This window comes from Collinsella aerofaciens (assembly GCF_028209395.1).
Taxonomy (GTDB): domain Bacteria; phylum Actinomycetota; class Coriobacteriia; order Coriobacteriales; family Coriobacteriaceae; genus Collinsella; species Collinsella aerofaciens_AZ.
The window spans coordinates 1-21,942 of the sequence record NZ_JAQLDQ010000009.1 but is presented as its reverse complement, the minus strand read 5'-3'; the positions used below and the strand labels follow the sequence as shown (position 1 = coordinate 21,942).

Genomic DNA, 21,942 nt, shown 5'->3' with positions numbered 1-21,942 from the left:
GCCCAAGTCACCATGTACCCGACACACAAATAGTTACACGCGGAACTATTCCAAAACCGAAAGAACCACTGCAGTTAGTACCCGATAACCATAATGCCTTTTAACGGAACAGGCATGCGCCCGCTTGCATACAATGTTTTGAAAAAAGTTACGACCTTTTCGTAGTCTCTGCTTGAGTTGTCACCACTCTTGTACACATTACGAACGACTACACAAAGATATGCTGCATCCTGTATCATGCACGCTTCAAAAAAATCCTTCAGAAACTGGTTGTTCGCGACAGCGCGCCCGGCCTCAATCTCCACTATCGTGTTAGTGTCCCTATGGACGGCATCGACCTCAAAAGCTTTATCAATTAAGCCTTTCTCCCCATACAACACTGGCATCGATAGTTTCTCGTTTTTCTTTTTCCCCACCTCAACATTGAAACCAAATTGCTCCAAATCGAACGCCAAAATTCGGAGCACGCTATCGCTGTGCTCACTGTTTTTATCAGAACGAATCTGCTCAATATTTTTATCTACAGCTTTTACAACGTCCATTAACGGCTGCGGCGGACGACCGTTTAATGGGAAGTAAATCCAGTTGCACTCCATTGATAGTCCTTTCTCTATATTCATTCAGCCACTGCAGCTATTTTAAATTATTGTTATAAAACACCGACGACTAACGATGCCATAAACAGTCAATCGGTCAACCTTTTAGCAGCTAGCGAACCATGCAAGCAAACAGAAACCTTAATCAACATGACGGATTGGTGCTTTCGGTCATTAGCAAACAGAATCACTTGCCCATGGAGCCATTTACCCTTGGCCTTTCAATTAGGACTGGCGTCAAATGCCGCATGCCTAAGTAATATTAAGGTCCTTCCATGGCTGCCGTGTGTGAAACTCATACTTTTGCAACGCGATTTTAATCCATATGATCCGTTCGCCTTGCTTATCCCATTTCTGCCGCCGGCTTGTCATCGGCACCCCATCTCCCGCTATCGAGGTCTAATACTTTTCCCACTGCCACCCAAAAACTCATCCAACATTAATCTTGGCTCAAGAATCGCTTAATCTATAACCTGCACTATAGAGTTCGACCAAGGGCGGGGCGGCGCCGCGCAACGCAGGCCGCCGAACGCAACGCTCGCGCCCGGGCAGATCGCCTGGCGTCGCGCCCATCGAACGAAAGGACAGGTCATGGACGACCTCGAAAAAGTTGAAACTATCCGCACCAAGTGCAACGTGAGCTATACCGACGCCAAGGCCGCGCTCGACGCCGCCGACGGCAACGTTCTGGACGCCATCATTTGGCTCGAGTCGCAGGGCAAGACCCAGACCACGTCGGCGCACGCCGCCACCGAGTCTGCGCCAGTCGACGAGCCCTCGGCCGAGATGGTCGCTGCGCAGGCCGCCTACGAAAAGTCGAGCGAAAAGACCGATTTCTCCAAGAAGATGGACACCGTGTGGGAGTACCTCAAAAAGCTCTTCCGCCTGAGCCTGGACACCAAGTTTATCGCCACGCGCCGCGACGCGATCATCCTCAACATCCCCATTCTGATCCCCATCATCGCCCTGTTTGCCGGGGGCGCCACGATATGGCTGATGCTGCTTGGCCTGTTCTTTGGCATGCGCTACCGCATCGATAGCGACGGCGACGTGCCCGGCAGCATCAACAACCTGATGGATTACGCCGCCAACGCCGCGGACGACATCAAGCAAAATCTGAACGACGACAAGTAATCGCAGACGGGGGCACGCATGGCACGAATCCTGATCGTAGAGGACGAGGAGAAAATCGCCCGCTTTGTGACACTCGAGCTGGAGCACGAGGGCTACCAGGTGGAGCATACCGCCGACGGACGCACCGCCGTTGACCTGGCGTTGGAGCGCGACTACGATCTGATTCTGCTCGATGTACTGTTGCCGCAGCTCAACGGCATGGAGGTGCTGCGGCGCATACGCAAGCACAAGGATGTGCCAGTGATCATGGTCACCGCGCGCGATGCCGTGATGGACAAGGTTGCCGGGCTCGACGCCGGCGCCGACGATTACCTGACCAAGCCGTTTGCGATCGAGGAGCTGTTCGCACGGATCCGCGTGGCGCTGAAGCGCTCGGAAGCCGTGCGGGCGGCTTCGGGCGTTGGCGGCGCCGGGGCCGGGGCGGGCGTAGCGAGCGGCACGGCCGCCGGTATCGCCACAATGTCCCCGGCAACCGACACGGCCCAGACCGCTGCCGCGCCCTCCCCCGCCGCGCTCACCGTTGACTCGGTTGTGCTCGACCCCGACCGCCGCGAAGTCACGGTCGGCGGCTCGCCCATCGCGCTCACGGCCCGCGAGTTCGATGTCCTCGCCCTGCTTATGGCGCATGCCGAGACCGTGCTCACGCGCGAGCGCATCGCGCACGAAGCGCTGGGCTACGAATACGTGGGCGACACCAACAACGTCGACGTGCACATCGCGCACCTGCGCGCCAAGATCGAGGACGCCGGCGGCGCCCGCATCATCCAGACCGTGCGCGGGGTGGGCTATGTCTGCCGCGCGTAACGCCGAGACCAAACGCGTCACCTCCATCGCCCGCGCCATCAACTGGAGCTATATGTGGCGCCGCCTGGCGAGCTACATCTGGCTCGATCTGTGGCTGCTAGTTGCTGCGGCAGCGATCCTCGTCTATGGATACAACCAGACGCTGCCCGACGGCACGTTTAGCGCAGGATGGATCCCCGACGCCACCGTTCACGGCATGTCACTGACGCCCGCGCGCGGCTGGGACCTGACAACGCTCACCTATACCGTCGAGCTCGCGCGTACCACCAAGACTTTCCCCCTCGCGCAGGACCTCGTCACGCTATGGCCTCTCTACCTTGTCGTTGTGGGTTGGCAGGTCATCAGCGTGCTCAACATGCTCGGCGGCGCCCGCCGCGTGCGCCGCACCATGGCGCCGCTCAACGATCTGGCCCTGCGCGTGGACGAACTCGGCCGTATGCAACTCGCCGGCGGCAAAATGGAAACACTGGAGCAGGCCATCGAGCGCGCAAGCGTCGACTCGCCGAGCGTCACCACCGGCGACGCCGACCTGGCAAGCATCGAGGTCGCACTCAACCGCCTGCTGCGCCAGATGCAAGAGGCCAAGCTGCAGCAGATGCGCTTTGTCAACGACGCGAGCCACGAGCTGCGCACGCCCATCGCGGTGATTCAGGGCTACGTGAACATGCTCGACCGCTGGGGTAAGGACGACCCGGACGTGCTGGCGGAATCCATCGCGTCCCTTAAAGCCGAAAGCGAGCACATGCAAGAGCTTGTGGAGCAGCTGCTGTTTTTGGCGCGCGGCGATGCCGGGCGCACGGTCCTGCGGCGCGCGCATACCAACTTGGCTGCGCTGGTCAGCGAGGTATGCGAAGAATCGCAGATGATCGATACCGAGCACACGTATCGGCTGGCTTCTGACGCTGCGCTTGCCAGCGACCCGCGCTGCGACGCGCCCGTCGACGTGGCGCTCGTGAAGCAGGCTCTGCGCGTGATCGTGCAAAACGCCGCCAAGTACTCGGATGCGGGAACGACCGTCACATTTGGCATAACGCCGGATGCGGGCGCGGGCACGATCGACATAAGTGTTGAGGACGAGGGCATCGGCATGAACCAGGAATCCGCAGCTCACGCGTTCGAGCGGTTCTACCGTGCCGACAACGCGCGCGATGCCGGCGCACAGGGTTCGGGTCTGGGGCTTGCGATCGCCAAGTGGATCGTCGACAGCCACGGCGGCGTCATCGGTGTGACCTCGGTCGAAGGGGTCGGCAGCCGCTTTACGATTCGCCTGCCACGATAGGAAGCCCCTCGGCATAAATAAAGGGAAAGGGCCACGCGGCCCTATCCCTTTTTGCCAGCTATGGCAGCTTGTGCGCTACTCGCGGCACAGGTGCACGGCGAAACCGGCGAACTCGCGCTTAAAGTACACGAGTTTGGTGCCACCGTCGGGTAGAAGCGCGCGCGACTCCTCGTTGACCTCGAGCCCACGCTCGGCAAACCACTTCTCAGCTGCATCGATGTCGTTGACGGCAAAGCCGATGTGACCTTTGGTGCCACGACCGTTCTGCTTCATGATCTCGACCAGCGAATCGTTGAAGTACGAAACCGGGGTCTCGATGACGGGCAGGCCCATCATCGTCGAGAACAGCTCCGCGATCTCCAGGGCGTCTGCCGGGTCGGTGGCGTTAATGCCCACATGGGCAACGCGCATACCAAAGAGCTCTACCGGGTTGGCGTTCTGCTCACTCATGCAGTCAGCGCCTACTGAGCCATGACGTCGAGAACGGCCTTCTCGGCGGCAACGCGGTTCATGCCGGTCATGAAGGGCACGCCACTCACGTACGGGCAGGTGAGGCCCTCGGGGGCAACGGTGGTGGCGATCAGCAGGTCAGCGCCCTCGTCGCAGTAATCCTTGGCCTCGGAGATGGCGCACTGCACGATCTCGTACTTGTCGGCATAACCGTTGGCGTCGAGCAGAGTAGCGACCTTCTGGGCAACGAGCGTGGAAGTAGCAGCGCCAGCACCGCAAGCCAAAACGATCTTCTTCATAGGTAATGTCTCCCTTCATGGTTTACTTTAGGTAAGTGTACCGCAGCGAGCGATGGCACTCAGCCTCGATGAGCTTTTATGCCAGTTTGCTTGCGCGCTGCGTATAATACATCTAGTACGTGTTGTCATACCGCTCGCTATATGAGCGACTAAGGATCCCAATATGCCCGATTCCCGCACACTCTGGACCGCCGTCGTTATCATCTGCATCGGCGTGTCGGTGTTCTTTAGCGTCAAAAAACGCACCACGTTCAAGCGTCTGCAGCAGCTTATGGCTGCCAAGCAGTGGGACGAGTTCGATCGTTTGCTCGACGGCAAACTCACCAGCATGCTGTACCCGCGCTACAACCGCGACTACCTGCGTCTGAACTCCTATCTGCTGCGCGAGGACCACAAGCGCGCCGATGAGATGTTCGATTTGCTGCTGGGGCTCAATCTGCCCAAGATGCAGCGCGTCGACCTGGTGATTAAGGCCTTTAACTACTACGTTGGGCAGGAGGATCGCAAAAAGTCCAAGGAGCTGCTGCACGAGATCAAGGGCTTTGAGGGCGGTCAGGCCGAGGCGGTCGCACACGAATGCCAGCTGATGTACGACACGATGATCCTCAAGCGCCACAACGACATTCCCGAGCTGGAGCGCATGCTCAAGGAAGCCGGTGACGACAAGGTTAAGAGCTGCCGCCTGGAATACCTGCTAGCCCTGCAGTACCAGAACAAGGGCGACGAGGCCAAGTTCGCCGAGTACTTGGAAAAGTCGGGCCAACACTCGATGGCCGTCAACGCGTAACGGACGGCTTGTGCTAGACTTCTAGTCTCACGGGGGCGTGGCGGAATTGGCATACGCAGGGGACTTAAAATCCCTCGCCGCAAGGATTGTGGGTTCGAGTCCCACCGCCCCTACCATGTAGTGCTTACGAGCCCGTGTCCCCCAGGGATGCGGGCTCATTTCTTTAAGATGCCGGTGGGGCTCGAACCCGCGAGGGGGCGAGCGTCAAGCGGACGCGCAGCGTCCGTAGCGAGCCGGCGAGGACGCCGGCAGGCAGCCGAAGCCGGTGCGGATTTGCGCAACAAATACGCAGATGTCCCACCGCCCCTACCATTTGGCTTTTACGGGCCCGTGCCCCCTGGGGATGCGGGCTCGTTTCTTCTGGATGCCGTTAAGCCTCTAAGTTGCGGTGGAATAGTTCCTGTTTTGGCAGTTTATCAGCCCATTTAGGAACTATTTCACCGCAACTTATGAGGGGATGGTTAAAGGGCGCTGAGGCTGGGGGTCCAGCCGATGGTGGGTAGCTCGCCGTCGAGAACCTCGTTAATGGTGGCGGCCATACCGGCAAGCAGGCTGTTCTCGCTTACGGTGAGCGTCTTGTAGCCGCCGGCTCGCATGAGCTCGCGGATCACTACGGCGCCAGCCAGAATCACGCCCGCGCGCTTGGGCTGCACACCCGGCAGCGCAGCGATGCCCTCCACACCCAGCGTGGACATGCGCTCGATAGCGGCCGAAACCTGGTCCAGCGAAAGCTCGCGCAGGTGCACAAAGCTCGAGTCGTACGGCTCCAGTTCGTGGACCAGCGCCACGAGCGTGGTGACGGTACCGCCCACCGCGACCAGGCGCTCGGCGCGCTCAAAGTCGCTGGGCAGGCCCTCAAAATAGGCGGAGAACTGCTCGCCCGCCCAGTTGGCAGCGGCAGCAAGCTCGCCGTCCGCAGGCGGCAGTGCAGAGAAAAACCGCTCGGTCACGCGACGGCAACCGATGTCCAGCGAGCGCGTTCCCTCCAGCGCAAAGACCCCGCGCTCAGGCGCATAGACGCCCGTCGCGAGCTCCGTGGACCCGCCACCCGAATCGGCGACGATGATGCGCTCGCCGGCAAAGTCGTGCGCCACGCCAAAAAATGTCAGGCGCGCCTCAATCTCGCCCGGAATCACCTGCGGTTCGAGCCCCAGCTCGCGCAGGCCGTCCAGCAGCAGCGCGGCGTTGGACGCATCGCGCGCGGCGCTCGTGCACGTGGTGCAGACGCACGCAGCCCCAAAGGCACGGGCCTCGTCCACAAACATCCGACACGCAGCGAGCACGCGCTCAACGGCCGCCTCGCAAAAGCGGCCCGTCGCGTCCACGCCCTCGCCCAGGTCGGTAATCTCGGTATGCTTGGACGATTCCACAATCGCTCCGCCCTCGACCTGGGCCAACACCAGTCGCGACGACACCGTTCCCAGGTCGATCGCGGCTACCTTATAGCGTTTGCAATTTGTCATTGCGGGCTCCCCTCCGGGCGCTATTTGCCGTTGGACACGACCGTCTGGCCCTCGACGCCGTTAAACCCAAACAGCATGTCGAGCGCTTGGATGTACCACGGCGCGTCCTTACCGACTTCTTCGATTTCCTTGGCAACTTCGCTGGCCTTCTTGGCGTTCGACGACTTCTGGCTCGACGAGGCATCCGAATCGCCGTCCAGGCCCTGCACTTCAATCCTCTTCTCGCCGGGCATCACCAAGCCCAGGTCCTCGGACGCCGCGTCCTTGATGCCCTCCTCCGAGAGCAGCTTGTCGACGCTTTTTTGCAGCTCGTCGTTATATTGCTCGCGAATCTCGACCTGCTTGGCCAAGATATCGCTCGAGCGCTTAGCCACATACAGGTCGCGTACGGGAAAATACAGGCTCACGAGCGCCAGCGCCACCACGATACCGATAAACAGCGGGCGCAGAGAGCCATGTGTAAAGTCATAGATCGCCTTGACCACCGCATTATCGTTGGCGTAGCGCATAAAGTCCGAGCCCGAAAGACGGCTCGAGGGCCTGCTCGACCTGTCGTGCGTCTGGGCCGGGGGACGCGACGCATGTGTCGAACGTGCCGGGCGCACCGGTCCATCTGCCGAAGTATTCACTTGAGCATTGGGGCGCGAGGTACTTGTCGGGCGCCGCGCGGAGCGGTCGGCACCGGCGTAGGCGGACCCACCGAGCTGCACCGTGCGCGCACGGCGAGGCGACGGCTCACGCGAACCGGCGGAATAGTACCTGTTGTCGTAAATCTGATCCATGTGCGCCTTGTGCGGTTGAGGTTTGTTTGCGCTAAGTCCTTTAGTTATAGCACGAGCGCCCGCACTGCCTTCGCCAGCCTTTGCTCGACATAAAAAAGGCGCTGAGCCATATGGCCCAGCGCCCAATGGCGGCCATCAGAAGTGGAGCGGAGTTGAGTCAACCCCGCCCCCCGCGCGCACCACTTGTTTAGCGAATGTTGTAGAACGCGGCCTTGCCGGCGTAGCGCGCACTGCCCTCGAGCTCGTCCTCGATGCGGATGAGCTGGTTGTACTTGGCGATGCGATCGCTGCGGCACGGGGCGCCCGACTTGATCTGGCCGGCGTTAACACCCACGACCAGGTCGGCGATCGTGGAATCCTCGGTCTCGCCGGAACGGTGACTCACGATGCAAGCGTAGCCGGCCTCCTTGGCGGTTTCGATGGCCTCGAGCGACTCGGTGAGCGTGCCGATCTGGTTGACCTTGACCAGAATCGCGTTGGCGGCGCCCAGCTCGATGCCCTTCTTGAGGCGCTCGGTGTTGGTGACGAACAGGTCGTCGCCCACCAGCTGCACCTTGTTGCCAATGCGACGGGTGAGCTCAACCCAGCCGTCCCAGTCCTCCTCGGCCATGCCGTCCTCGATGGAGATGATGGGATAGATGTCGACGAGTTTCTCCCAGTAATCGACCATCTGTGCACTCGTGTACTCCACGCCCTCGCCCTTGAGCTCGTACATGCCGGTCTCGGCGTTGTAGAACTCGGTCGATGCCGGATCCATGGCGTACATGAAGTCGATGCCGGGCTTAAAGCCGGCCTTCTCGACGGCCTTGGTGATGTACTCGAATGGCTCGGCATTGGTCTTGAGGTTGGGCGCAAAGCCGCCCTCGTCGCCCACGCCGCCGCCCAAGCCGGCCTCGTGCAGCACGCCCTTGAGGGTGTGATAGACCTCGGCACACCAGCGCAGACCCTCGGCAAAGCTCGGGGCGCCCACCGGCATGATCATGAACTCCTGGAAGTCGACGTTGTTGTCGGCGTGCACGCCGCCGTTGAGGATGTTCATCATGGGCGTGGGCAGCAGATGGGCGTTGACACCGCCCAGGTACTGGTACAGCGACAGGCCCGCCGACTCGGCTGCGGCGCGGGCAACGGCCAGCGACACGCCCAGAATGGCGTTGGCGCCGAGTTTGGTCTTGTTGGGCGTACCGTCCGCGGCGATTAGCGCGGCATCGACGGCGCGCTGATCGAAGGCGTCGAGGCCCACGACGGCATCGGCACACTCGTTGTTGACGTGCTCGACGGCCTGCGAGACACCCTTGCCCAGATAGCGGCCCTTGTCGCCGTCGCGCAGCTCGCAGGCCTCAAAGGCGCCGGTCGAAGCGCCCGAAGGCACCATCGCGCGGCCGAAGCTGCCGTCCTCGAGCACGACCTCGACCTCGACGGTGGGGTTGCCGCGGCTGTCGAGCACCTCGCGACCGTAGACATCCAAAATATCGCTCATGTTGTCTCCCTCTCACTTGGAAACGTAGTGGATGCAAGCGACCGGCTGACCGTGCACCGTCGGTGCGCCTCCGTAAGTTAGCCATGTCGCACTTTTTGCATTATGCCCTAAGTTAGCCGAGGGATACACTTGATTTTCGAAAAATTTAGCGGGAACGATGAGGCGTGTCAGCCCGTCGTTCCCGCAGTCTTACTCCTCCGCCTTTGCGGCATCCCACAGGTCGTTGAGGCCGTGGGTCGAAAGCTCGGCAAGATCCACGTGAGCATCGGCCGCCATCTGCTCCATCGCGGCCCAGCGACGGCGGAACTTTGCCGTGCTGGCACGAAGGGCGCTCTCGGCGTCAATGCCCTCCTTGCGCGCGACGTTGACCAAAGCAAAGAGCAGGTCGCCAAACTCCATTTCGCGCTCGGGCGAGCCAGGGGCCTCGGCCTCAAACTCGGCACGCTCCTCGGCAACCTCGTCCCACACATCCTGGACCGTCTCCCACTCAAAGCCCACGGCAGCCGCCTTGCGCGACACCTTCTGAGCCTGCATCAGCGCCGGCAGATGCGTGGGCACGCCGTCGAGCAGGCCCTCGGGCGCAGCCTCGCCTGCCGCCACGGCCTTGTCCTTGGCAGCCCTCTCGGCAAGCTTAACCTCGTCCCAAATCTTGAGCACCTCGTCAGAGCTGTCGGCATCCACATCGCCAAACACGTGCGGATGACGGCGAATGAGTTTGGCGTCGATATCGCGCGCCACGTCGGCCAGCGTAAACTCGCCGGCATCCGCCGCGATCTGCGCATGCAGCACGACCTGCATGAGCACGTCGCCCAGCTCCTCGCGTAGGTGAACCGCGTCGTCCGCCTCGATGCAGTCGAGTGCCTCGTAGGCCTCCTCGATCATGTTCTTGCCGATGCTGCGGTGTGTCTGTTCGCGGTCCCACGGGCAGCCATCGGGCTGACGCAGACGCCAGATGGTCTGCACCAGATGCTGCAGCTCGGCCGACGCGTCTATCAGCGTGGACAGATCGCGCGAGCCCTCGGCATTTTGCTGAGCCATATGCTGCGCCATGGTTATTCCTCCTCCAGGATCACGTGGCGGAACGCACCGCCCTCGTAGATGCCGTAGCTGTGCGTGCCGTCCTTGGGAATGCTCACACTGCCGGGGTTGAAGAGCCACAGGCCCGGGTGCGCGGCACTTTCCTCGTTGACCTTGATGTGCGTATGACCGTAGACGAGCGCGGAGCCCTCGGGCAGCGCGGGCGCGTGGTCGACGCTGTTGTGCATGCCGGCGCCAAAGACATGGCCGTGCGTCAGGAACAGCTCGCGGCCGGTCTCGTCAAACAGCGTGGCGTAGTCGGCCATGACGGGAAAGTCGAGGACCATCTGGTCGACCTCGGCATCGCAGTTGCCGCGCACCGCGATGATGCGGTCGGCCAGGGCGTTGAGCAGCGGGATAACGCGCTTGGGGGCGTAATCGCGCGGCAGGTCGTTGCGCGGACCGTGGTAGAGCAGGTCGCCCAGCAGCACGATGCGGTCGGGCTGCTCGGATTCGATGTCGGCGACCAGGCGCTCGGCCCAGTATGCCGAGCCGTGGATGTCGGAGGCGATGAGGTATTTCATGGTGGTCCTTTCGGTGAGGTTGATGGGGTGGGTGTGGCGCGTCGCCGACGGTGTCACTCAAATTGCAAAGCCGCGGCTTGCGCCGCCTGCATCACGCGCTGGAGCGGCACGTTATGCTCGCGAGCAAGGCGGGCGCAGTCCTCGTACTCGGGCGCTGCACGCTCGCTGCCATCGGGCAGGGTTGCCACCTTTACGGCCACCTCGCCCCAAGGCGTCGCCACTTGTTCAAAGCGGCGCGGCAGGCAGACGCGCTCCATAATCTGGCGCCGGATACCGTTGGTCGTGGTTTCCAAAAAGATAATCGTCTGCAGGCGCTCGATATCCTCATGCGAGCAGATCACCTGCAGCTGCCAACCGGGACGGCCTTTTTTGCAGTAGAGGGGCAGCCAGTGCACCTCGCGCGCACCTGCCTCGCGCAGGCGGTCGGCGGCGTAGGCAAGCACCTCGGGCGACGCGTCGTCGATGTCGCACTCCAGTTTGACGACAGTTTCGGGCGCATCAGTCTCGCGAGACAGCGGGGATGTGCTATCGCATTGCATACGGTCTGGATCCTTTCCGCGCGGACTCGTTTTGTTCACCCAAACGCTAGCACATCGCAGGCGGCGCAGGGGCGGCGTCATGGGATAGGTGCGACTTTTGCTGGGCGCAAGTGCTGGCGCGCTCCAACGCCGGCCCGCTCCACTCAAACGTGTACGTCAGCCTCCAAACATGTCATTTTTTGCAGCTTTTGGAGGCTGATGTACATGTTTTGAGAGCGCAAGCGAGGCCGCACCGCGCGCCGCGCAGCCTTTCCAATCGATTTCGATCCCCGGCGTGCCCGGCGTGTTGAGAGCTGCGCCATTACAATGAAGCGGATTCGCTTGACGCAAAGGAGCCGCTATGCCCATGTGCCCGCTGGTCGATTGCCATACCCACACCTCGTTTTCGGACGGGCATGCCTCGTTTGAGGACAACGTCCGTGCCGCTGCTGCGGCCGGCTGCCGCGTCATGGTCTCGACCGACCATCTCACCCTGCCCGCCAGCATGGATGCTAACTGCGAGGTGCAGGTTACTGAGGGTGACCTCCCGGCGCATCGTCTGGCTTTTGAGGACGCTCGCAATCTTGCCGCTCAGATTGCGCCAGAACTCACCTTTATCTACGGTTTCGAATGCGATTGGTACGAGGGCTGCGAGCCTTTGGTTGAGCGCTGGTCCCAGGGCGCCGTCGTGCGCCTGGGCAGTGTGCATTGGATTGGCAACCCAGGCGATATCATGGCCGGCGCCGCGAGTACGGCGGGAACGGAAAACGTCGCTCGCCCCGATACGCCCGATTCCCCTTGCGGTTGGATCGACGACGACACTAACCTGCATGTTTGGGAAAACTTGGGCGTGCGCGGTGTATGGGAACGCTATGTCGATGACTGGTGTCGCGCCTGCGAGAGCCCGCTCAACTTTGATGTGATGGCTCACCCCGACCTGGTCATGCGCTTTTCGAAGGAAGGCTTTGCGCCCGACTTTGACCCCGCGCCGTTTTGGCAGCAGATGGCCGAATGCGCCCACGATACGGGTCGTCGCGTTGAGGTCTCGACCGCCGCACCGCGCAAGGGCCTCGACGACTATTACCCCTCGACGGGGCTGTTGCGCTGCTTCGCCCACGCCGAGGTACCCATCACCTTTGGCTCGGACGCGCACCGCGCCTGCGACATCTGCTGGAATATCCGCGAGGCACAAGCCCACGCCTACGACTGCGGCTACCGAACCTCCGACATCCCCCACCCCACCGGCGAATGGGAACCCACACCCCTCGACTAGCCATCCCTTCATAAGTTGCGGTGGAATAGGGATTGTTTTGCCTGATGAAGCGCTTAAACAGTCCCTATTTCACCGCAACTTCCATGACCCCGTTACACCAACAAAGACTGTCCCAAACGACTAGTGGCGGCGGGCGTTGAGTTCGCCGGCGAGCTCGTCGAGGGTGATACCGTAGCGCTCGAGCGTCACGAGCAGGTGGTAGACCAGGTCGCCGGCCTCGTAGCGGATGTGATCGTGATCGTTATCCTTGCAGGCCATGATCACCTCGCTTGCCTCCTCGGCAAGCTTCTTGAGCAGCTCGTCCTCGACGTCGGTCAGCAGACGCGCGGTATAGCTCTCCTGCGGCAATGCATCACGACGACCGTGAATCACCTCGGCCAGACCTGTCAGCGTCTCACCGATATTTCCATCCTGAACGTTTGCGGTGCGCACACCCATGGTTCAATCCTTTCTGGTGGCCGAGCGTCTAATCGAGCGCCCGCCCTACGCGAGTTTCTTAAAGAAGCAGGTACGGTTGCCGGTATGGCAGGCCGGGCCCGGCGAGTCGACCTTGACCAGCAGCGTATCGCTATCGCAGTCGGCCCAAAGCTCCTTGACCGCCTGCATGTTGCCGCTCGTCGCGCCCTTGTTCCAGAGCTCCTGGCGGCTGCGGCTCCAAAACCACGTGGTGCCGGTCTTGAGCGTCAGCCCCACCGATTCCTCGTTCATCCAAGCAACCATAAGCACCTCGCCGGTGTCGTACTGCTGGACCACACAAGGAATCAGCCCCTTGACGTCATATGTAAGCTTTGAAGGATCGGTTATCTCTTCCATTTTTCTCCCCAATTAAAACCTCGCAGGTCGGCGAGGGTTGTCCAGGTGCCGCAGGTTGCCGCGAAAGAAGAGCGACGCGTACTTTGGTACGCGAGCGACGGTTTGAGCGGCAAGATGCGGTGCCTGGGCAAGCCGCAGCACTAGAAGTCCAATCTCACAGGAATGCCCTGTGAGGCCATATACTCTTTGACTTCGCGAATGCTGAAGGTTCCAAAGTGAAAGACGCTCGCCGCCAGCACGGCATCGGCCTCGCCCTCAATCACACCCTCGGCAAAATGCTCGAGCGTACCCACGCCGCCGCTCGCAATCACCGGGATCGGCACCGCGCGCGCCACGGCACGGGTGAGTGCCAGGTCGAAGCCAGCCTTGGTGCCGTCGCGATCCATGCTGGTGAGCAAGATCTCACCGGCGCCGCGACGAGCCGCCTCCTCGGCCCACGCCACCGCATCGATACCTGTGGCGTTGCGACCGCCCGCCGTGAAGACCTCCCACTTGTCGGCTCCGGATGCGCCGGGTAAGCCGACGCGTTTGGCATCAATCGCCACGACCACGGCCTGGCTGCCAAACGCCGCGGCGGCTTGGCTGATCAACGACGGATCGCGCACGGCGGCCGAGTTGAGCGACACCTTGTCGGCACCGGCAGCCACCATGGTGCGCATGCCCGCCAGGTCGCGAAAGCCGCCGCCCACGGTATAGGGAATGGCCAGCTCCTCGGCAGCATGCGCCGCCATCTCGATGGTCGTCGCGCGGTTGTCGCTCGTGGCGGTAATGTCCAAAAATACGACCTCGTCCGCACCCTCGCGGTCGTAGGCGCGCGCCAGCTCCACCGGATCGCCCGCATCGCGCAGACTCACAAAGTTGACGCCCTTGACCACACGGCCGTCCTTGACGTCCAGGCAGGGAATCACGCGTTTGGTAAGCATGGGCTACTCCTCCCCTCGGGCGGCGGCCAGCGCCTGGGCCAGCGTAAAGTTGCCCTCGTAGAGCGCGCGACCAGTAATGGCACCTTCAATCGCGCCCTCGCCCACCGCGGCAAGCGCACGGATGTCGTCGAGCGTCGAGATGCCGCCCGAAGCCACGACGGGAAAGCCCGCGACCTCGGCCACATGGCGATACGCCGCCACATCGATGCCCGTCTGCATGCCATCGCGCGCGATGTCGGTATACACCAGATGCTTAAAGCCCAGCTCGGAAAGCTGCGCCACGGCATCGTCGAGCGCCACGCCCGCGCCGTCGCGCCAGCCGTTCACCCTGACCTGGCCGTCGCGCGCGGCAATGTCAGCCACCAGCAGCTCGCCAAAGCCTTGGGCCGCCACCTCGGCAAATCCCGGCTCGGTCACCAGCACGGTGCCCAGCGCGATGCGGCGCGCACCGTAGCCGGCCAGCTCGTCGATGCGCGCGAGCGAGCGGACGCCGCCGCCCACGTCCACGGACAGACCGTCGACGCCGCAGATGGCCTTAATCGCCGCCGAGTTGGCAGCGCATGTGTTCTCGTCCTCGCCAAAGGCAGCGGACAGGTCGACGACGTGCACCCAGCTCGCGCCCTGCTCGGCAAACGAGCGAGCGACGGCCACGGGGTCGTCGGAATATACCTTGCAGCGGCTGCGGTCGCCGCGCTCCAGGCGCACGACCTTGCCGCCGATCAGATCGATTGCGGGAAATAGGATCATCGGCCACCCTCCTCGACGATGTTAACGAAGTTCTTAAGGATGCGCTGGCCCAGCGCGGAGGATTTCTCGGGATGGAACTGGCAGCCCCACACGTTGCCATGGCGCACGATGCACGGGAAGCTCCGCGTATAGTGCGTGCGCGCCAGCACATCGGCGGCATCGACGTCGTCGGCCACCGCGTAGCTGTGAGTGAAATACATGTTGGCGCCCTCGGCAAAACCGGCAAGCAACGGATCGGCCGCACCGGCGGGCGTCATGCGCACCTGGTCCCAGCCCACGTGCGGGACCTTCAGACGGCTCGACTCCAGGTGCGTGCACGAGCCACGCATGATGCCCAGGCCATCGACCCAGGGACCACCAGCCTGCTCGGAAGCGCTGTCGTCCGCGTCCGCACCCTCGTCCGCTGGCACGCCCTCGTTGCCGCGCTCAAAAAACAGCTGAAGGCCCAGGCAGATGCCGAGCAGCGGAGCTCCGGCGGCAACGGCGTCGAGCGCCGCGTCCGCCTCGCCGCTCTGGCGCATAAAGGCGATCGCGTCATAGAACGCGCCCACGCCCGGGATGACCAGGCCGTCGGCGTTGCGGATCTGCTCCGGATCGTCCGACGTGCAGGCAGCGGCACCAGCGCGCGCAAGCCCGCGCACGACGCTCGACAAGTTGCCCTTGTGGTAGTCGACCACCACGATCTTCGGTTCGCCCACGCGACCCTCCCTTATCTCATCGTCCAAAACCACCACGAAGGTGCCTGTCCCCTTTGTGGTGGTTTTACCCTTGTGACGGTTACAGTGAGCCCTTGGTGCTGGGGATGCCTTGCACGCGGGGATCGAGCTCGCAGGCGCGGCGCATCGTGCGGCCCACAGCCTTAAAGGCAGCCTCGATAATGTGGTGCGAATTGCCGCCCGCCAGCTCGCGCACGTGCAGTGTGAGCTTGGCGTCGCGCGCAAAGGCGTAGAAGAACTCGACGGCCAGCTCGGTATCAAAGGTGCCCACGCGCTCGGTCGGCACGGGCAGCTCGCAGTAGGCCTGCCCGCGGCCCGAAATATCAACGGCAGCCATCACAAGCGTCTCGTCCATGGCGATCGCCGCGTCGGCAAAGCGCGTAATGCCCGCCTTGTCGCCCAGCGCCTGGCAGAACGCCTCGCCCAGCACGATGCCCGTATCCTCGACGGTGTGGTGCGCGTCGACTTCCACGTCGCCCACCGCATGTACCGTCAAATCAAACAGGCCATGGCGGCCAAAGGCGTTGAGCATGTGGTCGAAAAACGGCACGCCGGTCGAGATATCGCACGTACCGGTTCCATCCAGGTCGAGCTTGACGACAATATCGGTCTCCCCCGTCCTACGGGTTGCCTCGGCATAACGGCCCATCTACATCTCCTCCTTCACTAGCGCGGCAAACGCAGCCAGCACCTCATCATTTTCCTGCGGGGTACCCACGGTAATGCGCAGGCAGTCCGCAAGCCCCGGCGCATAGCTAAAGTCGCGCACCAAAATCGAATACTCATCGCGCAGACGCTCGCGCACGCGCGTGGCATGCGGCGTACGCACGAGCACAAAGTTCGCCGCGCTCGGCCACGCCTCCACGGGCAAGCCCTCGGCAGCCATCGCGCGCAGAGCTGCCAGCTCGCGCTCGCGCTCGGATGCGACCTGCGCCACCACGGGCGCATAGGCATCGCGAGCACGCACGCAGGCAAGTGCTGCCGCCTGGCTCAGCACGTTGACCGAATAGATCTGGCGAATCGCCGCGAACACGTCGATGACCTCCGGCGCGGCAATCACATAACCCAGACGCGCACCGGCAGCGCCAAACGCCTTGGACAGCGTGTGCAAAATCACCAGGTTGGGATGCTCGGCGATAAGCCCCTGCGCCGTGGTGGCCGCGCCAAACGAATCGTCGGCAAACTCAACGTAGGCCTCGTCGACCATTACCATGCCAGGGCACGCATCGCACAGCGCCGCGACAAAATCGAGCGGAGCTACATCACCCGTAGGATTGTTGGGCGAGGTCACGATGGCGAGGTTGCACTCAGGCGCCGCGGCAAGCACGGCTGCCTGGTCGAGCTCAAAGGTCGCCGGATCGCGCCACACGTCGCGCACCTCGGTCTGGCAGAGCGACGCAAAGAACGCGTACTCGCTAAAGCACGGCGGGCAGTTGAGCAGGGTCCGCCCCGCGCCGCCAAACGCCAGCAGATAGTTATAGAGCAGCTCGTCGCCGCCGTTGCCCACGCAGATGTTCTCGCGCGTCACGCCATGCCAGGCAGCAAGCTCGTCGCGCAGGTCGTTGGACATGGGATCGGGATAGCGGTTGAGCGGTGTAGCAGCCAGGGCGGCGTCGACCGCCTCGCGCACGCCGGCCGGCACGGGATAGGTGTTCTCGTTGGCCGAAAGGTTGATGCGCGTGGGCGTAAAGTTGGGATCGTAGGGCTCAATGCCGGCCAAGTAGGGCTGGACGAGCTCCTTCATGCGCGGCGTGAGTTCGGCCATATTAGGCCTCCTCGACGACCGCGCCAACGGCACCGCCCGCAGCCGCCGCCAGGTCCACACCCTCGGCAACCGTCGCCACAGCGTCGCCCGGCCAGGCGACCTTGGTCAGATCGGCCGCGGCCAGAGACTCGGCACTCACGGCATCCTCGCCCTGCTCCAACACGCGGCGACGCAGAGCGGCGGAAAGCGCGTGCGCCCACAGGCCCTCGGCCTCGGCCAGGCGCTGCGTAGCGGGAGCGTCGGAGAGCAGGCCCTCGGGCGTATAGCAGATGACGCTCGAGCGTTTGACGAACTCCTCCACCGAAAGCGGGTTGGAGAACATGGCGGTGCCGCCGGTCGGCAGCGTGTGATTGGGGCCGGCAACGTAATCGCCGAGCGGCTCGGAGCTCCACGCACCCACAAAGATGGCGCCGGCGTTGCGGATGCCGCCAAGCAGGCCCATCGCGTCCTTGCAGTGCAGCTCCAGGTGCTCGGGCGCCACGGTGTTCACCGCCTCGACGGCGGCAGCCATATCGGCGGCCACCACGATGGTGCCCTCGTTATCGAGCGAGGCACGCGTGATCTCGGCACGCGGCGACTGCGCCACCAGGATGTCGATACCCGCCTCGACCTCGCGCGCAAACTGCTCGTCGCAGGTCACCAGATAGCAGGCTGCCAGCGGATCGTGCTCGGCCTGGGCCATCAGGTCGGCCGCGACCACCATAGGCTTGGCCGTGGCATCGGCCAGCACGCAGACCTCGGAGGGGCCGGCGACCATGTCGATTCCCACGTCGCCCGAGACAATCTGCTTGGCGGCGGCGACAAAGGCGTTGCCCGGGCCGGTGATCTTGTCGACGCGCGGAATGGTCTCGGTACCGTACGCCAGCGCGGCCACGGCCTGGGCGCCGCCCACCATATAGATCTCGTCCACGCCGCCGAGCTTTGCCGCGGCGAGCGTGTAGGGGCTGATCAGGCCGTCCTTTTGCGGCGGGGTCACCATGACCACGCGCTTGACGCCAGCAACCTTGGCGGGAATGGCGTTCATGAGCACCGTGGAGGGATACTGCGCGCGGCCGCCCGGCACATAGATGCCGGCCGCAGCAAGCGGGGTCACCTTAACGCCGAGCATCGTGCCGTCCGGGCGCGTGGTAAACCAGCTCTGCTCGACCTCACGCTGGTTGAACTCGCGAATCTGGCGCGCGGCCTTTTCGAGCGCAGCGACAAAGGCCGGATCGAGGCCTTCGAGCGCGGCATCGATCTGCTCTTGCGGCAGACGGAAGCTCTGCAGCTCGACACCGTCAAAACGCCGACAGTAGTCGCGCACCGCGGTATCACCATTGGTACGCACGTTGGCCACGATATCGCGGGCGGCGTCGACGATGTTTTGCGGCAGTACGCCCTTACGGTTGAGCTGGTTGGTAACGAGGCGCTCACCGGGAGCAAGCTTGATGGTCTTCATATCGGTATCCCCTATCGGTCGAGGTTTTGTTCGAAAAACGAGAGACCGGGCGGCGGCGCCAGCCGGCCCGCAACCCGGACGTTGGGGCGCCCGTGCGTGCTCGCGCTATTGTGCCGAGCCCGCAACGGGCTCAAAATGCTTGTCCTTCACGGCTGCCGCCAAGCGATCTGCCAGATTGCGCACGCGCGGATCCAGGCGCGCGGCACCCGGATTGACAAAGAAGCGGGCCGTGCAGTCCATAATGCGACCGGTGATGACCAAGTCGTTGTCGCGCAGCGTGGCGCCCGTGGCGGTAATATCCACGATGCGATCGGTCATGCCGACAATGGGGCCCAGCTCGATGTTGCCGTGCAGCGAGACGATGTCGGCGTTCACGCCGCGCTCGGCATACCAGGTACTCGCGATGCGCGGGTACTTGGTTGCCACGCGAAGCGACCCGCGGCGGGCATAGTTGCGCTCGGCCTGGCCGGCGCGCCACGCAGGCTCCGCCTCGATAAACGTGCACAGGCCGTAGCCCAGGTCGACCAGCTGCAGCAGGTTGAGGTCTGCCTCGATAAGCGAGTCCCAACCGCAGATGCCGCAGTCGGCACCGCCGCAGCCCACAAAGGCGGGCGCGTCGCTGGGACGCACGATGACAAACTCGATATCGCCGACCGCACCCTCGCCGGCACGCGTGTCGCGGCCGCGCACGATCAGGTGACGGCCGGGGTCACGCAGCTCAGAGACGTCCAAACCCGCGGCCTCGAGCACGTCGAGCGTGTCGGCCTTGAGCGAGCCCTTGGGCACGGCGATGCGCAGCGGACCCTCGGTGCCGCGCCCCACGGCATGGTCACCATCGGAAGCAGCGTCCTCGGCCGAGGTGCGCGCGGCCTCCAGACGCTCGAGCGAAAAGGCAAAGCCCGCCGCCGGCACCTCGATGCCGTCGCCAAATGCACCGGTAAAGATGGAGTCGTAGCGACCGCCCGAGCCCACCGGATCGGGCAGGCCACCGGCATAGGCCTTAAAGACCAGGCCCGTGTAGTAATCAAACGAGTTCATGATGGAGAAGTCGAAGGACAGCACCTGAGCGTCCTCGGGAGCCAAGCCCTCGACCAGAGCGCGTAGCTCGTGCGTGAGCGGCGCGACGATACCGGCGGCAACCAGCAACGCATCCACGCGATCGAGTACCTCGGCTCCGCCGTGCAGACGCGGCAGCTCGCTAATGGCGGCCTTGACGGCATCGGACTCGGCGCTGGCAGCCACGCGGGCATCGAGGCCCACAAAGTCGTTGGCATGCACGCAGCGCAGGGCCTCGGCAGCCAGCTCACGATCCTCGCATACCGCGAGCAATTCCTTAAAAGGACGCACGCTGCCTGCGATAATGCGCGCATCGGGAAGCGCCAGCTCGCGTACGGCCTCCGCCACCAGCGAGACGATCTCGACATCGCCCGCGGTATCGCCCGCGCCGATAAGCTCAAAGCCCAGCTGCGTAAACTGACGCGAACCACCGGCATTGCGCTGGCACTCGCGAACCACCGGTGCCTCGTAGCGCAGGCGCAGCGGCAGATCGGCCGCGCGCATGCGAGTCGAAACCAGGCGAACGATCGGCAGTGTGTTGTCGGGACGGACCACCAGCAGGCGACCGTCGTCATCAAAGAGCTTAAACGGCGTGTCCGCAATGCGGCCGCCCTCCTCGAGCGAACCCTTGTCCTCGAGCAGCGGCGTCTCGACCGGAAGGTAATGATGCTCCCTGAAGCAGCCCTTCACCGTACATGCGATCTCCTCGCGCGCCTGAGCCTCCTCGGGCAATATGTCCCGGAATCCCCACGGTGTGGCCGTCATCTGATGAGCCTCCTCATGCCGCGTTTCATATAGAACAGAAGACCGGCATAGCTCCGCCGGTCTTCTGGGTACTTTAGCATACTAGAGTGCTTGCGGGGAAAATCCATCGCAGCCGCTCACACCGTATTCATTTGGAAACATAGGGCAGATTGCCGCAACCCAACCCCACCTAGGCGCCAATCGCGCGTCGGTACTCCGCCATAACCTGAGCGTCGGCCGCCGCAGGATTGGCGAAATAGCGCCAGTCATAGGTCTCGGCCGAAACAACTCCGCGATAGCCGCGCGCCACCAGCCTATCCAGGTCGGCGCGCATATCGCGGTCGCCGTCACCCCAGGCAAGATGCGTCGTGCCGTCTGCCGCAACATCGACAAAATGCACGTGGGCGACATCATCGCCAAGCAGATCGAAATAATCGTCGATGGTATCCCCCGCCACCGCCATAGCGCCCAAATCCAGACACGCCTTAAGTGCCGGATGATCAACCGCCTCGATCATGCGCTTCGTGTCGGCCGCCGAGTTCACGATCATCGACTCAACCGGCTGTAGGGCCTCGAGCACCAGCCGCACGCCGCGCTCTCCCGCATGCTCGGCAATCGCACGCAGCATCGAGGCGCTGCGACCCCACGCGTCTTCGATCGGTTCGTTCAAAAATGCCCAACCGCTCGAGACCATGACCTGCTCGGCTCCAAGTTCCGCCGCGATATCCACAACGTTCTTAAAGTACGCGAGCGTGCGGGCACGCGCCTCATTCCCGCGCGCCGCAATATTCCACGGCTTGGGGTTGTTCTGTTCGGGACAAAGCCCCACAATCCGAACGCCATACCGTTGCGACAGCTCCCGCACCTGCTCGAGCGAATCGTATCCATGGCAATCGACATACAGATGCATCGCCCCAGTCCAGAGCTCGCAACACATGTAGCCCGAGGCCGCTGCCGAAGAAAAGAATTCCTCAAGGTCAAAATAACGATGGCTGATATTCATGACGGCAAGCAGGGGGTAGCTCATAATTACTCTCCAACCTAAACGAGGCCCCGTTCCATATAGGAGCGAGGCCCAATTACATAAACGTTATTTGCTCTTAGTAGTCGAACTGGTGATAGTAGCGGCGATAGTTAAGGTTGTGCTTGGTGACCGTCTCGTAGTAAGCGGCAAGGCGATCGGTGATCAGCGAGGAGAGGATCCACGGGGAGACGATGACGCGGAACTCGTCGTCAAGGCCGGGGATCGCGAACTCGGCGGTGTCGATGATGTTGAT

General features: G+C 62.8%; 24 protein-coding genes, 1 tRNA gene and 1 pseudogene. 6 read left to right on the top strand and 20 right to left on the bottom strand.

The features are described 5' to 3' along the window. Positions 1 to 74: 74 nt before the first annotated feature. Positions 75 to 596, bottom strand: coding sequence for a hypothetical protein (locus PMW67_RS05230; protein ID WP_271738949.1), 522 nt, complete (start codon positions 594 to 596; stop codon positions 75 to 77). Between the two features lie 591 nt (positions 597 to 1,187). Between PMW67_RS05230 and PMW67_RS05225 the strand changes: the two genes are divergently transcribed. From PMW67_RS05225 to PMW67_RS05215, 3 genes are read left to right on the top strand one after another with little or no spacing between them, the layout of a single operon-like run. Next, complete coding sequence (locus PMW67_RS05225; protein ID WP_271738947.1) at positions 1,188 to 1,730, top strand: UBA domain-containing protein; 543 nt, start codon at positions 1,188 to 1,190, stop codon at positions 1,728 to 1,730. Between the two features lie 18 nt (positions 1,731 to 1,748). Further along, positions 1,749 to 2,534, top strand: coding sequence for a response regulator transcription factor (locus PMW67_RS05220; protein WP_271738946.1), 786 nt, complete (start codon positions 1,749 to 1,751; stop codon positions 2,532 to 2,534). Continuing rightward, positions 2,518 to 3,813, top strand: a complete 1,296-nt coding sequence (locus tag PMW67_RS05215) for a sensor histidine kinase (RefSeq protein ID WP_271738944.1) — start codon at positions 2,518 to 2,520, stop codon at positions 3,811 to 3,813. The genes PMW67_RS05220 and PMW67_RS05215 overlap by 17 nt, the downstream gene beginning before the upstream one ends. 75 nt (positions 3,814 to 3,888) lie before the next feature. Here the strand turns inward: PMW67_RS05215 and PMW67_RS05210 are convergent, their stop codons facing one another. After that, on the bottom strand, positions 3,889 to 4,263 hold the full coding sequence (locus PMW67_RS05210; protein ID WP_055310391.1) for a VOC family protein: 375 nt from the start codon (positions 4,261 to 4,263) through the stop codon (positions 3,889 to 3,891). A gap of 11 nt (positions 4,264 to 4,274) precedes the next feature. Continuing rightward, positions 4,275 to 4,562: a PTS sugar transporter subunit IIB gene (locus tag PMW67_RS05205; protein WP_006235903.1), complete on the bottom strand. Its 288-nt coding sequence runs from the start codon at positions 4,560 to 4,562 to the stop codon at positions 4,275 to 4,277. A 163-nt stretch (positions 4,563 to 4,725) separates the two neighbouring features. On the opposite strand from PMW67_RS05205, the gene PMW67_RS05200 reads away from it, so the two are divergent. Both PMW67_RS05200 and PMW67_RS05195 read left to right on the top strand, forming a co-directional pair. After that, positions 4,726 to 5,349 (top strand): hypothetical protein, encoded by a 624-nt coding sequence (locus PMW67_RS05200; RefSeq protein ID WP_271738943.1) that lies wholly within the window; start codon positions 4,726 to 4,728, stop codon positions 5,347 to 5,349. Positions 5,350 to 5,380: 31 nt separating this feature from the next. Beyond that, positions 5,381 to 5,465, top strand: a tRNA-Leu gene (locus PMW67_RS05195). A gap of 345 nt (positions 5,466 to 5,810) precedes the next feature. Here the strand turns inward: PMW67_RS05195 and PMW67_RS05190 are convergent. The 6 genes from PMW67_RS05190 to larC2 form a co-directional block, all read right to left on the bottom strand. Further along, positions 5,811 to 6,812: a Ppx/GppA phosphatase family protein gene (locus PMW67_RS05190; RefSeq protein WP_271738941.1), complete on the bottom strand. Its 1,002-nt coding sequence runs from the start codon at positions 6,810 to 6,812 to the stop codon at positions 5,811 to 5,813. A gap of 20 nt (positions 6,813 to 6,832) precedes the next feature. Then, positions 6,833 to 7,594 (bottom strand): FtsB family cell division protein, encoded by a 762-nt coding sequence (locus PMW67_RS05185; RefSeq protein WP_271738940.1) that lies wholly within the window; start codon positions 7,592 to 7,594, stop codon positions 6,833 to 6,835. Positions 7,595 to 7,781: 187 nt separating this feature from the next. Next, a complete protein-coding gene (gene eno, locus PMW67_RS05180; RefSeq protein ID WP_271738939.1) occupies positions 7,782 to 9,071 on the bottom strand; it encodes a phosphopyruvate hydratase in 1,290 nt (429 codons plus the stop codon). A 189-nt stretch (positions 9,072 to 9,260) separates the two neighbouring features. After that, complete coding sequence (gene mazG, locus PMW67_RS05175; RefSeq protein WP_195503586.1) at positions 9,261 to 10,121, bottom strand: nucleoside triphosphate pyrophosphohydrolase; 861 nt, start codon at positions 10,119 to 10,121, stop codon at positions 9,261 to 9,263. 2 nt (positions 10,122 to 10,123) lie between these two features. After that, entirely contained in the window at positions 10,124 to 10,672 is a 549-nt protein-coding gene (gene yfcE, locus PMW67_RS05170) for a phosphodiesterase (protein WP_271738938.1), read from the bottom strand. A gap of 53 nt (positions 10,673 to 10,725) precedes the next feature. Next, positions 10,726 to 11,211 (bottom strand): nickel pincer cofactor biosynthesis protein LarC2, encoded by a 486-nt coding sequence (gene larC2, locus PMW67_RS05165; RefSeq protein ID WP_271738936.1) that lies wholly within the window; start codon positions 11,209 to 11,211, stop codon positions 10,726 to 10,728. A gap of 340 nt (positions 11,212 to 11,551) precedes the next feature. Here larC2 and PMW67_RS05160 point away from each other — a divergent pair, with 340 nt between their 5' ends. Then, positions 11,552 to 12,463, top strand: a complete 912-nt coding sequence (locus PMW67_RS05160) for a PHP domain-containing protein (protein WP_271738934.1) — start codon at positions 11,552 to 11,554, stop codon at positions 12,461 to 12,463. A gap of 120 nt (positions 12,464 to 12,583) precedes the next feature. On the opposite strand, the gene hisE is transcribed toward PMW67_RS05160, so the two are convergent. The 11 genes and pseudogenes from hisE to PMW67_RS09770 all read right to left on the bottom strand — a co-directional run. Next, positions 12,584 to 12,901, bottom strand: a complete 318-nt coding sequence (gene hisE / locus PMW67_RS05155) for a phosphoribosyl-ATP diphosphatase (protein WP_271738932.1) — start codon at positions 12,899 to 12,901, stop codon at positions 12,584 to 12,586. A 45-nt stretch (positions 12,902 to 12,946) separates the two neighbouring features. After that, positions 12,947 to 13,276, bottom strand: a complete 330-nt coding sequence (hisI, locus tag PMW67_RS05150) for a phosphoribosyl-AMP cyclohydrolase (RefSeq protein ID WP_271737289.1) — start codon at positions 13,274 to 13,276, stop codon at positions 12,947 to 12,949. Between the two features lie 140 nt (positions 13,277 to 13,416). After that, positions 13,417 to 14,199 carry an imidazole glycerol phosphate synthase subunit HisF gene (gene hisF, locus PMW67_RS05145; RefSeq protein WP_099432268.1) on the bottom strand — a complete coding sequence of 261 codons (783 nt, stop codon included), beginning with the start codon at positions 14,197 to 14,199 and terminating at the stop codon, positions 13,417 to 13,419. A gap of 3 nt (positions 14,200 to 14,202) precedes the next feature. Then, positions 14,203 to 14,946 (bottom strand): 1-(5-phosphoribosyl)-5-[(5-phosphoribosylamino)methylideneamino]imidazole-4-carboxamide isomerase, encoded by a 744-nt coding sequence (locus PMW67_RS05140; RefSeq protein ID WP_271738929.1) that lies wholly within the window; start codon positions 14,944 to 14,946, stop codon positions 14,203 to 14,205. Next, entirely contained in the window at positions 14,943 to 15,644 is a 702-nt protein-coding gene (locus PMW67_RS05135; RefSeq protein ID WP_271738927.1) for an imidazole glycerol phosphate synthase subunit HisH, read from the bottom strand. Before PMW67_RS05135 ends, PMW67_RS05140 begins: the two co-directional genes overlap by 4 nt. A gap of 79 nt (positions 15,645 to 15,723) precedes the next feature. Then, the gene (hisB, locus tag PMW67_RS05130; RefSeq protein WP_271738925.1) at positions 15,724 to 16,311 is read right to left on the bottom strand and encodes an imidazoleglycerol-phosphate dehydratase HisB; all 588 of its coding nucleotides are present in this window, start codon (positions 16,309 to 16,311) and stop codon (positions 15,724 to 15,726) included. Further along, positions 16,312 to 17,427 (bottom strand): histidinol-phosphate transaminase, encoded by a 1,116-nt coding sequence (gene hisC, locus PMW67_RS05125; protein ID WP_271738923.1) that lies wholly within the window; start codon positions 17,425 to 17,427, stop codon positions 16,312 to 16,314. It abuts the gene before it with no gap. A 1-nt stretch (position 17,428) separates the two neighbouring features. After that, on the bottom strand, positions 17,429 to 18,865 hold the full coding sequence (gene hisD, locus PMW67_RS05120; RefSeq protein WP_271738921.1) for a histidinol dehydrogenase: 1,437 nt from the start codon (positions 18,863 to 18,865) through the stop codon (positions 17,429 to 17,431). Positions 18,866 to 18,970: 105 nt separating this feature from the next. After that, positions 18,971 to 20,686, bottom strand: coding sequence for an ATP phosphoribosyltransferase (gene hisG / locus PMW67_RS05115; protein WP_271738920.1), 1,716 nt, complete (start codon positions 20,684 to 20,686; stop codon positions 18,971 to 18,973). Between the two features lie 169 nt (positions 20,687 to 20,855). After that, entirely contained in the window at positions 20,856 to 21,692 is an 837-nt protein-coding gene (locus PMW67_RS05110) for a sugar phosphate isomerase/epimerase family protein (protein ID WP_271738918.1), read from the bottom strand. A 73-nt stretch (positions 21,693 to 21,765) separates the two neighbouring features. After that, positions 21,766 to 21,942: pseudogene (locus PMW67_RS09770) on the bottom strand (SIS domain-containing protein); the annotation flags it as partial.

Coding starts and splice junctions, on each gene's coding strand:
- PMW67_RS05230 (WP_271738949.1), bottom strand. CDS start 596: ATGGAGTGCAACTGGATTTACTTCCCATTAAACGGTCGTCCGCCGCAG.
- PMW67_RS05225 (WP_271738947.1), top strand. CDS start 1,188: ATGGACGACCTCGAAAAAGTTGAAACTATCCGCACCAAGTGCAACGTG.
- PMW67_RS05220 (WP_271738946.1), top strand. CDS start 1,749: ATGGCACGAATCCTGATCGTAGAGGACGAGGAGAAAATCGCCCGCTTT.
- PMW67_RS05215 (WP_271738944.1), top strand. CDS start 2,518: ATGTCTGCCGCGCGTAACGCCGAGACCAAACGCGTCACCTCCATCGCC.
- PMW67_RS05210 (WP_055310391.1), bottom strand. CDS start 4,263: ATGAGTGAGCAGAACGCCAACCCGGTAGAGCTCTTTGGTATGCGCGTT.
- PMW67_RS05205 (WP_006235903.1), bottom strand. CDS start 4,562: ATGAAGAAGATCGTTTTGGCTTGCGGTGCTGGCGCTGCTACTTCCACG.
- PMW67_RS05200 (WP_271738943.1), top strand. CDS start 4,726: ATGCCCGATTCCCGCACACTCTGGACCGCCGTCGTTATCATCTGCATC.
- PMW67_RS05190 (WP_271738941.1), bottom strand. CDS start 6,812: ATGACAAATTGCAAACGCTATAAGGTAGCCGCGATCGACCTGGGAACG.
- PMW67_RS05185 (WP_271738940.1), bottom strand. CDS start 7,594: ATGGATCAGATTTACGACAACAGGTACTATTCCGCCGGTTCGCGTGAG.
- eno (WP_271738939.1), bottom strand. CDS start 9,071: ATGAGCGATATTTTGGATGTCTACGGTCGCGAGGTGCTCGACAGCCGC.
- mazG (WP_195503586.1), bottom strand. CDS start 10,121: ATGGCGCAGCATATGGCTCAGCAAAATGCCGAGGGCTCGCGCGATCTG.
- yfcE (WP_271738938.1), bottom strand. CDS start 10,672: ATGAAATACCTCATCGCCTCCGACATCCACGGCTCGGCATACTGGGCC.
- larC2 (WP_271738936.1), bottom strand. CDS start 11,211: ATGCAATGCGATAGCACATCCCCGCTGTCTCGCGAGACTGATGCGCCC.
- PMW67_RS05160 (WP_271738934.1), top strand. CDS start 11,552: ATGCCCATGTGCCCGCTGGTCGATTGCCATACCCACACCTCGTTTTCG.
- hisE (WP_271738932.1), bottom strand. CDS start 12,901: ATGGGTGTGCGCACCGCAAACGTTCAGGATGGAAATATCGGTGAGACG.
- hisI (WP_271737289.1), bottom strand. CDS start 13,276: ATGGAAGAGATAACCGATCCTTCAAAGCTTACATATGACGTCAAGGGG.
- hisF (WP_099432268.1), bottom strand. CDS start 14,199: ATGCTTACCAAACGCGTGATTCCCTGCCTGGACGTCAAGGACGGCCGT.
- PMW67_RS05140 (WP_271738929.1), bottom strand. CDS start 14,946: ATGATCCTATTTCCCGCAATCGATCTGATCGGCGGCAAGGTCGTGCGC.
- hisB (WP_271738925.1), bottom strand. CDS start 16,311: ATGGGCCGTTATGCCGAGGCAACCCGTAGGACGGGGGAGACCGATATT.
- hisC (WP_271738923.1), bottom strand. CDS start 17,427: ATGGCCGAACTCACGCCGCGCATGAAGGAGCTCGTCCAGCCCTACTTG.
- hisD (WP_271738921.1), bottom strand. CDS start 18,865: ATGAAGACCATCAAGCTTGCTCCCGGTGAGCGCCTCGTTACCAACCAG.
- hisG (WP_271738920.1), bottom strand. CDS start 20,686: ATGACGGCCACACCGTGGGGATTCCGGGACATATTGCCCGAGGAGGCT.
- PMW67_RS05110 (WP_271738918.1), bottom strand. CDS start 21,692: ATGAGCTACCCCCTGCTTGCCGTCATGAATATCAGCCATCGTTATTTT.